Source organism: Pseudomonas sp. PDM13, from assembly GCF_025685765.1.
Taxonomy (GTDB): domain Bacteria; phylum Pseudomonadota; class Gammaproteobacteria; order Pseudomonadales; family Pseudomonadaceae; genus Metapseudomonas; species Metapseudomonas solani.
Genome location: NZ_JAOTQU010000026.1, coordinates 100,084 through 113,130, shown reverse-complemented (window position 1 = coordinate 113,130; position 13,047 = coordinate 100,084). Strand labels below are relative to the sequence as shown.

9 protein-coding genes are annotated in these 13,047 nt (G+C 67.9%); all 9 read right to left on the bottom strand.

Annotation, left to right across the window (positions count from 1 at the left end; genetic code table 11):
* Positions 1-5,061, bottom strand: a 5,061-nt coding sequence (locus OEJ36_RS24275; RefSeq protein ID WP_263403694.1) for a DUF4347 domain-containing protein, incomplete at its 3' end; no start/stop codon positions are given.
* Between the two features lie 76 nt (positions 5,062-5,137).
* Complete coding sequence (locus OEJ36_RS24270) at positions 5,138-5,746, bottom strand: phage tail protein (protein ID WP_263403693.1); 609 nt, start codon at positions 5,744-5,746, stop codon at positions 5,138-5,140.
* A 52-nt stretch (positions 5,747-5,798) separates the two neighbouring features.
* Positions 5,799-6,128 carry a DUF6916 family protein gene (locus OEJ36_RS24265; RefSeq protein WP_263403692.1) on the bottom strand — a complete coding sequence of 110 codons (330 nt, stop codon included), beginning with the start codon at positions 6,126-6,128 and terminating at the stop codon, positions 5,799-5,801.
* Positions 6,125-6,622 carry a GNAT family N-acetyltransferase gene (locus OEJ36_RS24260; RefSeq protein ID WP_263403691.1) on the bottom strand — a complete coding sequence of 166 codons (498 nt, stop codon included), beginning with the start codon at positions 6,620-6,622 and terminating at the stop codon, positions 6,125-6,127. The genes OEJ36_RS24265 and OEJ36_RS24260 overlap by 4 nt, the downstream gene beginning before the upstream one ends.
* Positions 6,623-6,762: 140 nt before the next feature.
* Positions 6,763-7,776 carry a sulfotransferase family protein gene (locus tag OEJ36_RS24255; protein WP_263403690.1) on the bottom strand — a complete coding sequence of 338 codons (1,014 nt, stop codon included), beginning with the start codon at positions 7,774-7,776 and terminating at the stop codon, positions 6,763-6,765.
* Complete coding sequence (locus OEJ36_RS24250) at positions 7,764-8,558, bottom strand: aspartyl/asparaginyl beta-hydroxylase domain-containing protein (protein WP_263403689.1); 795 nt, start codon at positions 8,556-8,558, stop codon at positions 7,764-7,766. Before OEJ36_RS24250 ends, OEJ36_RS24255 begins: the two co-directional genes overlap by 13 nt.
* A 77-nt stretch (positions 8,559-8,635) precedes the next feature.
* Positions 8,636-10,732, bottom strand: coding sequence for an HlyD family efflux transporter periplasmic adaptor subunit (locus OEJ36_RS24245; protein WP_263403697.1), 2,097 nt, complete (start codon positions 10,730-10,732; stop codon positions 8,636-8,638).
* Positions 10,729-12,048, bottom strand: coding sequence for an efflux RND transporter periplasmic adaptor subunit (locus OEJ36_RS24240; RefSeq protein ID WP_263403688.1), 1,320 nt, complete (start codon positions 12,046-12,048; stop codon positions 10,729-10,731). The genes OEJ36_RS24245 and OEJ36_RS24240 overlap by 4 nt, the downstream gene beginning before the upstream one ends.
* The gene (locus OEJ36_RS24235; protein WP_263403687.1) at positions 12,045-12,827 is read right to left on the bottom strand and encodes an efflux RND transporter periplasmic adaptor subunit; all 783 of its coding nucleotides are present in this window, start codon (positions 12,825-12,827) and stop codon (positions 12,045-12,047) included. Before OEJ36_RS24235 ends, OEJ36_RS24240 begins: the two co-directional genes overlap by 4 nt.
* Between the last annotated feature and the right edge of the window lie 220 nt (positions 12,828-13,047).

The following is a 13,047-nucleotide window of genomic DNA, read 5'->3' as shown; positions in this document are numbered from 1 at the left end:
GGTGAAGTCGCCCGTGGTCAGCCCGCTCACCGCTTCGCTGAAGGTGATGGTGACGATGGTGGTCTGCCCGGCCTTCAGCGCCGTATCGGCGACATCAATGGTGGCCGTCGGCAACTGGGTGTCGATCGTGTAGTTGAGCGAACTGGTGGAGCCATCGCCAGCGTTGCCCGCCTGGTCGGTGACACCGGCGTTGTTCAGGGTGATGACGTTGGTGCCGCTGGTGAGGTTGCTGGTCGGGGTGAAGGTGGTGGTCCAGGTGAAGCCGCCATCGGCGCTGCTCAGGGCCCCGATGGTGCCGCCGGCCACGGTGAGGTCGCCCGCATCCAGCCCCGTCACCGCTTCGGCGAAGGTGATGGTGACGGTGGCGGTTTCGCCGGCCTTCAACGCCGTGTCGTCGAGCACGATGCTACTGGCCACCGGCCGCACGCCATCCACCACCAGGGCCTTGTTGGCCCCCAGGGAACCGGCGGCGCCGGGGGCGGGCAGGGTCAGGACGGCATCGCGGCTGGAACCATCCTTGATTGTGCCGCCGTTGAGGGTCAGGGCCGAGGTGGAGGTGTAGTCGAGGTCGGCGGAACTGTCGCCGGCCTGGACGGTGTAGCTGAAGGTCAGGGTATTGGTGCCCGAGCCGGAAACGTAGTCGAGCGTCCGGTCGATGGCACCGGTCTCCAGCTGCAGCCTGGGCGTTCCGGTGACGTCGACGGTGGTATCGAAGGTGACGGTGACGGTGATGGTGTCGCCGATCTTGTAGGTGCCGTTGGCAGTGCTGGACGACACGTCGGTCACCCGCGGCGCGATGGGCGCGGTGAGGGTGAAGTCGTTGCCGGTACCCGCGATGTAGCTGGCCGTCAGCGGGGTAGCGTTGCCACCGGCCGTCACCACGCCGCCCTCGGACAGGCCGCTGAAGGTCCCGGTCACCGCATCGGCGGCATCGTTGACGATGATGCTGTAGCTGTCGCCAGTGCCTGCGGCGTAGGCATGGGTCACTGCCAGGGTGGCGCCGCTGACATCGACCGTGCCGTTGACGATAACCTGGTCGTACTGGGTACCGGCCGAGGTGCCATTGATGTCCAGCGCCAGCGTGCTGCCGCTGTTCATCAGCAGGTTGCCGTTGACGGTCAGGGCACCCGCACCGCCATTGCCCGGGGACAGGGTGCCGCCATTCTGCACCGTGACAGTATTGGTCGAGCTGCTGGCGAAGATGCTGCCGCTACCGCCCAGGGTCGCCCCACTGGAAACGAACACCCCGGAGGTGGCGGACAGCGCGCCGTCCACGATCAGGCTGCCGGCGGTCACGCTGGTGGCGCCGCTGTAGGTGTTGGTGCCGGTGAGCGTCAGGGTGCCGGTGCCCGACTTGGCAAGCAGGCTGCCACCGCTGATGACACCGCTGAGGGTTACGGCCGCATCGGCGACGATGCCGCCGGAGCCACCGGTCAGGACGATGTTGTTATCGATGGTAGTGGCGCCGGTGACGCGCAGGTTGCTGTTCTGGAGCGTGACGGTGCCGCTGGTCAGGTTGGCATCGGAAGCGACGGCCAGCATGCCGCCATTGACCAGGATAGCCGCCGAGCTGCCGCTGTTGGTGCCGGACAGCGTCAGGACGCCACTGCCTGCTTTGCCAAAGGTGCCCGAGCCGCTGATGGCGCCGGAGAAGGTGGTCGAGCTGTTGTTGGAGCCACTGGTGAAGGTGTTGGCGCCAATGGAAACAGTGCCCGCGCCCGCGAGCGAGCCGACTGCCAGCGACGCGGTGGCTACGGTGAGCGTCGCCCCCGAACTCACCGTCACCGCACTGTCGTTGCCGAGGGCGCCGCCGGAGCCAATGGTCAGCCCGCCGGCGGAGATGCTGGTGGCACCGGTGAAGCTGTTGGCGCCGGTGAGCGTCTGGGTACCGCTGCCGACCTTGGTCAGGCCGGACGCGCCCGAGATCACGCCGGTATAGGTCGTGCTGGTGTTGTCGCCGCCGATGGTCAGCGCGCCATTCAGCACCACGCTGCCCGCGCCGGCCAGGGAACCGATGGCCTCGGCGCTGGATACCGTCAGCGTGGTGCCCAAGGACAGGGTCACCGCGCTGGTATCGCCAAGCGCCGAGCCGCCGCTCAGGGTCACGCCCCCCGCGGTGATGTTGAGGGCACCGGAGTGGCCGCTGCTGGTGCCGGCCAGGGTCAGGGTGCTGGCGCCGTTCTTGGTCAGCGCATTGGCACCGCTGAGGGCACCACTCAGCGTGGCGTTGGCGGTGGCGCTGATGGTGGAAGCGGAGGCCGCCGTGATTGCGTTGTCGATGGTGGTCGCGCCGGTGATGGCCAGCGTGCCGCCGTTCAGCGTGAGGGTGCCGGCGGCCAGGTAGTCATCGTTGGCGACCGACAGCGTGCCGGCGGTGATGGTGGTGCCACCGGTGAGGCCCGCCTCGTTGCCGGCGTTGGACAGAATCAAGGTGCCCACATCGGTCTTGTTGAGGTTATAGGCACCACCGCCCAGTGCGCCGCTCAGGGTCAGCGTGGAACCGCTGGCGGCGCTGATGTTGGTGTCGCCGGTGAAGGTGACATTGCCGCTCAGGGTGGAGCTGCCACTGACCAGATGCAGCGCGCCGTAGTCCACGGCGCTCACCGTCTTGCCGGTACCGCTGACCGTGAAGGCTTCGGCCACCGTCAACCCGCCATTGATGCGCACACTGGAGCCATCCGCCACCGTTGTGCCACCCGCCGTGGTACCCAAGGCATTGGCATGGTTGAGGATCAGGGTGCCGGCCGTGACGTTGGTGGCACCGGTGTAGGTGTTGTTGCCATCGAGCTGCAGGATCGCCTGGCCGTTCTTGACCAGTGTGCCGCTGCCGGAAATCACGCCGGACAGGTTGAGTTGGGTCGCCCCGCCGCCACCGCTCACGTTGATGGTGCCGCCCGATGCGCCGATGACGATGGCGTTATCGATGGTGAAGGTCGTCGAGTTATTGGTGAGGGTGCCGCCGTTCAGCGTCAGGGTGCCGGAGGACAGGTGATCGTCGTTGCTGACCTGCAGGCTGCCGCCGGTCACGGTGATGCCGCCGGACATGTTGGTTTCGTTGCTGGCGCTGGCCAGCACCAGGGTGCCGCTGATACCGCCCTTGCTCAGCGAACCGGTGCCCGCCAGGGTGCTGCCGATGGTGACGGTGCCGCTGGCGTTGGTGAAGTTCAGCGTGGTGCCACCGCCCAGGGTGATGGTGCTGCCGTTGATGATCAGGCCATTGGCCGAGTCGGCGTTGATGGTCAGGCTCTCGGCGATCGCCAGGTTGCCGGCCAGGCTCATGCCGCTGCTGAACGCGCTGGTGAAGATCAGCGTCTGGCTGCCGGTGCCATCGGCCGCGGCAATGGCCACCGCCTCGCTGAAGCTCACGCCGTTGGAACGGTCGATGATGGCGGTATCGGTGGTGTTGGTGATGTAGATGGTGTCGCTGGTGACCGTGGTGTTCGCCGTTGCCGTCGAGGTGCCATCGCTCATGCTGAAGCGGATGGTGGCATCGCCAGCCGGGGTGTCGCTGCGGTAGGTGATATGCCGCGCCACATCGTTGACCAGGGCGGTGGTGGCAGTGGTGCCGCTGCTGGTGAAGCTGATGGTCAGCACGCCGCCGGTATTGGTGAAGGTGGCGAAGGTCTGCCCGCCCGACTGCAGCGCGTTGCCGCTGATGGTGAAGTTCGCGCCTGCGGTGTTGAACCCGAAGATGTCGGTCGAGACAGCGGTGCCCGAGTTTTGCACCGTCAGGGTGGCGCCCAGCCAGTTGCCGTTGCCGCTATTGAGTGCACCGAACTCGGCATCGCTGAACGAAGCATTGCCACTGGCGTCGAGCGTGACCGTATTACCGACCCCGGCCCAGGCGACGCTGTCGCCGTTCAGGTTGGTGATGACGGGGGTGGCGTTGGGCGGTGCCGTATCGCCGGTGAAATCATCGAAGTTGGTGTTGAAGAAGTCCAGGGAAGTGATCTGCACCTGGTCGACCCGGAGACTGCCGAAACTCAGAACGCCGGAGGCCCCTTGGGCCATGGACTGGTTGGTCCCGACCGCTACACCATCGAGATAGCCTCGGACGTTTGTGATCTCACCGCCAGCGTTGTCAATGAAGATACTGCTGAATGTGAAATCCTGTCCGTCCGTCCGAGCGATGGTGACAAGCTCCATAGAACCGCTGGCGCTTCCGGATCGCATGTTTATCGAAGCACTGCCGCCAGCGCCATTGGCGCCCTCCCAGACAAAGTCGCCACCCTCACCAGTGCTGGTAAAGGTGAACGTGTAGGAGACACCGCCCAGGGTCCGGGTAAAGCTGGTAACGCCGTTGACGGCACTGGCATCGCTGAGATTGTCGGTAAAGGCCGCCAGGACATTCCCATAACTGGCAAGGTCCAGAGCTGCCGTTTCAACGCTTCCCTGGTTGACCTCAAGTACCCAGTCCCCACCCTTGCTCGCGGCGCCGGTCAGGTCGTTGGAGGCGGCGACATCCGCGCCGGTGGCATTGGCCAGGCCAGTGATGAAGTCACGGCCGGCACCGTCCGCGCCCACCTGGCAGCCGTACAGCAGGATGTCGCCATCCTTGTCCAGCGCCTGGCCGATGGCGTTCAGGGTGGTGCTGCGGCTGGCGAGGTCGCTGCTGTCGAGCCAGTCATTGCCCAGTTGCACCTTGCCCACATCGCCGTGGCTGATGATGTGGATGGCATCGATGCCACTGCGCCCGTTGAGGTAGTCGGCAATCTGCTGCAGGCCGTCCTTGCTGCCGTCGAGCACCACCACTTCGGTGCCGGGCTTCAGGCCGCTGATCAGTTGCTGGTAGTCCTTGACCTGGTTGTCGATGAACACCACTTCCTGGCGGTTGTCCGTCGTGCCGGTCGGCGTGGCCGCCAGGGTGTCGGTGCTCGAATGGGTGTCCTGGGTGGACGCCGGGTCGTGGGAGGCATCGGCGGTGGGCTGAGCGTCAGCCGTTTCCGCGACGGTGGCGGCGACCGCGCCGTCGAACAGCATGCGCGGCTCCAGCGCCATGGCCAGTGCGCTTCTGGCCGGCAGATTGGCCGGTTGTGCCGTTGCAGTCTTTGTCCACCACATATGAGCCTCCTACAGCTTTCAAAATCGGGGAAAGCCAGGCTTTCCCCTTTTTCCGGTTACAGACCCGCGATGCGGATCAGTTGCGCGACGGGTAGATGCCTTCCAGCGCAATGACGAAGTTGGTGCCCAGATACGGGTTGCGCAGGCCGAACGGCTGGCTGCCACCCGCAGTGCTGCAGGTCGCGGTGGGCGCCCCACAGGACACGGCGGCCGAGAAAGGCGCCAGGTTGGTAGTGGCCGCGTCTGCGGTGTAGAGGGTGCCCGGACGGCCACCTGCCGCAATCGGCCCGAGCACCGTGGTCGCTCCCGGTACAGCGACCGCAGCGGTCGACGTGGCATTGGCAGGCACCGACACCTGAGCGGTGCCCGTGACGGCGGACACGGTGACGACATGGTTGTGGATCGGCATCTGGTTGATGGTCAGGGTGATGCTTTCGCTACCCGCCACTTCCCCCAGGGTAATGGACGACAGGCCAGGGCCTTGCCCCTGCCCGACCGGGCTGCGGCTGCTGAAGTTCGGCAGCTGGAACGTGGTCTGGCCGTTGCCGCCATAGACGGTCCCCAGCAGCGAGAACAGCGCCGTATTCTGCTGGATGGCGATGACCTGCCCCTGGCAGGTGGCCCAGCCCCTTGGCGCGAAGTTGAAGCCCACCATGCGGATTTCGCCCATGAATGGATCGCTCATTGCCTATCTCTCCTTGATGCAGCCGCGCACGCGGCACTGTTGTGTGTTGTTCTTAGAGCGGAACCTCGGCCGGTTTCGGCCGCTTCACATGGAACAGCGCCTGCAACAGATGCCGTTCGCCTTCCTCATCCGGCCCGATGGGCGTGAGCACCACTTCCCACTCCTCGCCTTGCGGACTGCGCAGCCGATAGCCGTGCTGGGGCAGCTGGAGCCCCTCAGGCTGGGCAAAAATCGCGCTGTAGCAGTGGTAGCGGGCGCTCATCGCCACGCCTTCGTAGGCTTCCACCAGGGTGATGGCCACCCCTTCGCCCTCGTCCCAGCGCAGTTGCCAGGGCTGCTGCAGGTGGCGTTCGAAGTCTTCGAGACTGGGTACCTGGCTCATGCTGGTACCGCCAGAGCGGGCACGGCTTCGCGGTGCATCTGCTGGTAGATGTGGTTGGAACCGGTGACCCCGAAACCGAAGCGCTCGTAGAGGCGCTTGGCGGGGTTGGCCGGTTCGACGAACAGGCGGATCGACGTGCCGCCGGCATCCGCCTCGTCGGTCAGCGCCTGCAGGTAGCGGGTGCCGATGCCCTGGCCGCGCCATTCGGGCAGCAGGGAGATATCGATCAGGTTGAGGGTGGTCGGGCCACGGAAGACGTAGAGGCGGCCGATGGCCTGTTCGCCCTGGCAGATCAGGGAGAAATCGGAGCCCTGGTAGTGCTCCTGGTAGTAGCGGTGCTGGGCATCGAACTGCTGGTCGAGAAAGGCTTCGATGGCTGGCTGGGTCCAGCCGGTCAGGGCCATTTCCTGGGCGCGGGTGCTTGCATAAAGCCCACGCAGGAAGCTCAGATCGGCCTCCTCGGCGGGCCGAAGATGCAACTCGGGGGAACGCATGACGTGGGGCTTCCTTGTTGGCTTCCGTGCTGCCGCGGCGAGGTGCCGGACCGGTCCGTATTGTTTTGCCACTATGCGACTAGTGGGTCGGAGAGTAACTGAAGTGCATAGTCAATCGCCACCATCCGGATAGACGGTAGTCACATTCTTGGACCCGTGCAGGAACTTTCTTCTACACCCCCTGTCTGGCGCCATTTTTCCAGCGCCCTGTAGGCCTCGCCCGCCCAGTTTTCCACCGTTTCGCGAAGCCCTTCGTCAGCGGCCTCGCGCTTGCCCTGGGTATCGGCACTGAACCACAGCGACGGCTGCTTGGCATCGAACGCGGCGATATCACGCAATGCCGGCACATCCGCCTCGTGCAGGCGGAACAGCGGCGCCAGCCGCCCCCAGAGCACATCGGGCAACTCGCTGTAGTTCACCGGCACGGCCCCCTGCTCCCGGCACAGCACCAGGCCCTGCTGGAGGATGGCGCCCACCGTGCGGCTGGCGTATTCGGCCGGTGACAGCCGCAAGGCGTCGTCCAGGGGCATGTCCAGCGCCGAGGGCCCGAGCAGGCCCGGCACCCGGTGCATGCCCGGTTGGCGCAGTTGCGAGACGACGATCTCCAGCGGGTCGCGGTAGAGGAAGATGCGCGGCGTGTCCGGGTAGAGCGCTTGCAGCAACGGCGCCTCGAACAGGTTCCAGGCATCGAGCTTGATGAACAGGTGGCGATCGTCAGCGCGACGGCGCTGGCCATAGGCCGACAGCAGCGCCGCCAGCCAGGCCGGCTGCTGCGCGGCGGCGCCCGGCGCCACCAAATGGGCGCGCAGCAAGGCATCCAGCGGTGGCGGCTCGGAGAGCACGATATTGCCCTCCAGCGCCGCCAGCATCTGCGCCATCAGCGTCGAGCCGCAGCGCGAGGCGTGGAAGATCAGCGCCGTGGGCGTCAGGCCGGGACTCGCCGCCTGCCAGTCCAGCAACGCCTGCAGGTCGGTTTCGCGGCGAAAGGCCTGGTTGAAGGGCAGGCGCAGGGCCAGTTCCACATCGTCACGGAAGAAGGGCCGGGTCAGGCGTTGTTCGCCGAACCAGCACCAATCCAGGCGCCAATCGCCCTCCCGCTGCCAGGCGCGAACCGGCAGCCAACCGCTGAAATCCACCTCGTTCACACCCGCCATTGGTCGCTCCATGCCTGCTTGCCCCGGCGCATGGCGCCCTTCACTTCCGACTCGGAAAACACCAGCCCGGCAGCAGCGCCCAGCTCGACCGTTGCCCGGATGAATGCCTCCGGCTCGCTCAGTGCCTGCAGCTGCCGCGCCAGGCCGGCATCGCTGGCGACCAACTGGCGGAAGCGCTCGAACGCCGCTATCGCACGCCCCGGCAACAAGGCCGGGGTGCCGGGCAGGCCTTGGGCGACCAGCTTCAGCAGCCAGTCATCGGGGCGGCAGTCGAGCACCAGGTGCACGCGCTCGCTCGTGCCGTGGTTATCCACACGGTGGGGCCGGGACAGGTCGATGAACCAACACTGCCCGGGCTGCATCGGCACCCGTAGCCCCTCCACCAGGAACTCCACCTCCGGCGGGCTGAGCAAGGGCACATGCAGGCGCAGGTCGGCCCCCGGCTGGCCCAGGTCGTAGTCGCGGTGCTCATGGATGCGCGCCCCTGCCCCCAGGCGCAGCAGGCGGGCGCTGCGGACGCTCTCGCCAAATAAGCCGAGCAGGTCTTCCCAGGCCGCTTCCCCCTGCCACCAGTCGGTGCGCCGTGGCGCGCCCTGGCCCGGGGCGAGAGGCAGGGGCGCGTCCTCGGCGGCGACCAGGGCCACCCCGCTCCAGTCGCCGTCGTAGTAACCGGTGTTGAAGTGATGCTGCCAGGCCGTGCCCGGCACCCGAGCCAGCGCCGCCAGCAGGGGCGGCAGCTCGATGGCCAGGGGCAGTTGCGAACAGATGGGTAAGGGGATCATGGAACGTCCTTGCTCCTCGTTATCGATTTCGCGCCGTTACGACCGGGCCCCGGGCTCAGCCGGCCCGCCCACGCGCGTCAAAAGCCACTTTCCCGCACACCCAGCGCGGCCATCCGGCGCCAGGCCGTGCCCAGCAGCGATTGCCGGTCGCCGTCCAGCACCACCACGCCACGCAGGGGCTGGGCCGGGTGCACGGCCTCGTCCAGTAGGCTCAGGCGCACGCCGTACTGGGCCTGCACCGGCTCGGCACGCTTCTGCGCATCGCGGCGCACGGCGATGGGGCCGTGGTGATCGGAACTCAGGGCCTCCAGTTCCAGGTTGGCGACGCCGGTGGTGTCCACCTCGTCGAGCCGCACCGGCACGGCCGGGCGCGCCGGGTCGTCAGCGATGAAGCGGCCTTCGGCACCGGGCTGCACGCGCCAGAGGTTTTCTTCGGCCAGGTAGCCGCGCAGGCGCAGGCCCGGCTCCACCACCCGCGCCAGGGCTTCTTGCGGGCTCAGCCAGCGGCCGGGCTCCAGGTCCGGTTGCAGGTCGCGTACCACACCGGCACGGGGCGCACGCATCTGCAGGCGCTCACGCTGGGCGGCGAGGCCGCGGTATTCGGCCACGGCTTCGGCCAGGCGTTGTTCGAGGATGCCGACATCGGCGGCGGTCTCGCTGCGGCCGGCCTGGCGGCGCAGCTGCAGTTGGAGGATCTCGATCTCGCGGCGGACGATGGCCTGGCGCGAGTCCAGGTCCGGCGACTCCAGTTCCAGCAGCAGCGCGCCCTGCTCCACCGCCTGGCCGTCGCTCACATGCAGCGCCTTGAGCCGCGCGGCAACCGGCGCATGCAGCGCACTGGCACGGGCGGCCTCGAGCATGGCCGGCACTTCCACCGAGCCACGCCAGGGCACCACCAGCACGCTCAGCAACGCCAGCAGGCCAACCCCGGTGAGCAGCACCTTGCGTGGGTCCGCCTGCTCGCGGCGCTGCCACCATTCGCCCAGTTCCTTCCAGATCGGCAAGCCGATGAACCACACCAGTTCCACCAGCATGAGGAAGATGCCCAGCACCTTGAAGAACAGGTGGTACACCGCCAGGGCGATGCCAAAGAACAGCACCGCGCGCCACAGCCAGGAACCATAGCTCCACAGCAGCAGGCGTCGGCTCATGGTCGGCGACCAGGGCTCGGGGGCCGGCTCGCCGTAGCCGAACAGCACCTCGCGCAGGCGCCAGCGGCCCAGGGCGAAGGCACGGTTCTGCAGGTTATCCACACCCCAGAGATCGGTGAGCAGGAAGTAGCCGTCGAAGCGCATGAAGGGGTTGAGGTTGATCAGCAACGTGGTGATCCAGGTGGCGCTGGCCAGCATGAAAGCCGCCGTGCGCAGCGGGCCATCCGGCAGCAGTGACCAGGCCAGCAGCGCCAGCACCGCCAGCACCAGCTCGGCGAGCACGCCGCCGGCGCCGATGAGCAATCGCGAGCGGCGGTCACGCACGCGCCAGGCGTCGCTGACGTCGGTGTAGAACATCGGCAGCAGCACCATGAAGGCCAGGCCCATGCTCTGCACCCGACAGCCGGCACGCTTGGCCATGAAGGCGTGGCCAAACTCGTGGCACAGCTTGGCGAAGGTCAGGGCGATGCCGAACGCCAGGGCGCCGCCCATGCTGAACAGGTGCGGGAAGGTGGCGAGGAAGCGCTGCCAGTCCCGGGCCACCAGGAACAGGCCCAGCACGAACACCAGCGGCAAGCCGCGCCGCAGCAGCCAGGGGCCGTGGCGCTCCAGCACCGGCCAGGCGCGGTTGAGAAAGGCGTCCGGGCGCCACAGCGGAATGCGGAAGAACAGGTACTGGTGCAGCACCCTCTGCCACAGGCCCTGCTTCTGGGCGCCGGCCTTGCGCGCGTAACTGTCGCGCTGCTCGGCATCCAGGGCGGCGATCAGGTCATGCCCGCGCAGGAAGCGCAGCATCTCCTCCAGCTCGGGCCCACCCAGGGGCTCGCCCGGTTCGCCGTTGGCCGCCTGCAGCACCCGCCCGGGGTCGCCCAGGGCCCAGTGGCGCAGCAGGCGCACGGCCGCCGCGCCCAGCTTGAAGTAGCGCCCGCGCAGGGGGTCGGCGAGGGTCCATTGCGGTGCGCCGTCCAGCCCGGGGGCGGCCGGCGACAGCTGCAGGTCGGCGCGCAGGGCGGGCAACATCAGAAGCCCAGGCTCTGGCGCAGCGCGGCCAGGGGCCGGCGCAGCAGGTAATAGGCCAGCGGCGCGCGATCACCGAAGAGCTTGGCGGTGCCACGCAGGCCGATGCGCGGTGGCGCCTCGACGAAGGCCGCGTCCAGGCGGTAGGCCAGTTGGCCGGCAGCGGTGGTCTGGGCCTCGTAGGCGGAACGCTCCAGGCGGCCGTCATGGCGGTTGAGCGGGTCGCTGTCGAGGAACAGCGCCACTTCGGCGCCGGGTTGCAGCGCGATGGCGTCGCCCACCGGCAATTCGATGCGCAGCTCCGCCTGGGCCGGGTCGGCGATCTGCATCAGCCGCTCGCCGGTCTGCACCGGGCGGCCGGTCATGCGCTCGGCATCGGCGAACACGGCGATGCCGGCCCGCTCGGCGCGCACTTCGCTGCGGGCCAGCAACTGCTTGGCGTAGTCGCGCTCGGCGCGCTTCTGCTCGACACGGGCGGCGAGCAGGTCGATACGGGCACTGGACTCGGCATCGCTGAAGGCGCGCTGGGTGTTGGCCTTGAGCTCGGCCTCGGCCACGCCCAGGGCACGCTCGGCGACATCCGCCTGGGCCTTGAGGCTGGTGGCGTCGAAGCGCACCAGCAGGTCACCGGCGGCGACGGTCTGGTTGGGCTTGACCAGGAATTCGGCGATCACCCCGTCCAGCGGCGCGGCCACCACGCGGCCACCCTGGGGCACCACTTCGGCGGGCGCCAGCACCGACTGGCGCACCGGCACCAGCAGCACCAGGGCCAGCACGGCGGCCAGGGCCAGCAGCTTCTTCTTCGGCCAACGCATGCGCCAGGGCTTGCGCGGTTGCAGGGCCAGCCAGGCATGGGAATAGGTACCACCGAGCTGCACCAGCAGTGCGTGCTCGGCCTCGCTCCAGGCCTGGTCACGGGCGATCCACAGGCCGCCGAAAACCTCGCCCTTGCGGTCCTTCAGCGGCAGCCAGAACGCCTGGGCGGCGGACAGCGCCTGCCAGTCGGCACGGGCGGCCTCGTCCAGCCGCTCCGGGTCCACGGCGCCCGGCGTATCCGCCAGCCCCTGGGCCAGCAAGCGCCCGGCGGCACGTTCGACGAAGGCGACGAAGGGGGCATTGGGCTCCACCACGCTGATGCCGGTGAGCGCCTGCACCTTGCCGGCGATCAGCAGCGCGGCGTGGCGGTAGCCGAACAGCGGCTGGCCATCGTTGACCATGGCGAAGGCCAGCTGCTCGGTGCTGGCAGCCTGGCGGGCCTGGGATTCCAGGCCGAGGAAGCTGGCGAAGATGCGCTCGGCCAGCCCGGGCAGCGGCGCGTTCATCGCGTCTCCGGGAATCGCGCGCTGCCGCTCATGCCGGCCAGCAGGCCGGCGGCCTCGCTCGGCAGTTCGCCGATCAGCAGCAGGGTCTGGCTGCCTTCATCGATGCGTGCGCCCAGGCGCTTGACCTTGGCCTGCAACGGCTGGCCGGTTTCATCGGGAACGAACTCGAAGGTTTCACCGGGCTTGAGCCGGCCGAGCCAGCGCGACGGCACCAGCAGGTGGATTTCCAGGGTGCGGTTATCCACGATTTCCAGCAGCGGCGCGCCGCTGGGCACGCTTTCATGGGGCTGTACGCGCCGGCTGACCACCTGGCCATCGAAGGGTGCCTTGACCTGGCAGCGCTGCACCTGCACCTGGTAGACCTGGGCTTCCGCCTGGGATTGCGCCTGGCGCGCCTCGGCCAGGGCCACTTCGAAGCGGCCGACGGAATTGAGCGCGGCCAGTTGCTGCTTGTTCTTCAGCTCTTCACGGGCGGCGCGGGTGGCGGCGTTGGCGGCGTTTAGCTGGGCCTGGTAGGCGCTGCAGTCGAAGCGCACCAGCACCTCGCCCTTCTTGAACGCCTGGCCTTCGGCATAGGGCATCTCGGTGATACGCCCGGCCAGCTCGCTGGCGAGCACGGCCTGGTCCTGCGCCCGCAGCACACCACGGGCACCGCTGCCGGCGGTCGCGGCCGACGCAGCGGGGGCATCCAGCAGCGGGTCCGGCGTCGCGGTGTCCTGCGCCCAGGCACCCATGGCCAGCCCAGACAGGCCCAACAGCGTCCACAGCATGCGATTCATGGAAATCCTTCCTTGGGTATCTGAGCCGCGAGTCTATGGGAGCTGTAGGACAATAGGAATCTGGGCGACAGACGCTTCTTCGGATTGGCCGGATAGGACCGGGAGATCGCTCCAGGGTGATGGGTTTCGCTTCGCTCGCGGAACGCCGCCAGACCCATCTCAAGGCTCGGTGACAGGCTTGGTGATCAGCCAAGCCTTGAGCCGGCCGACGAAAAACGGT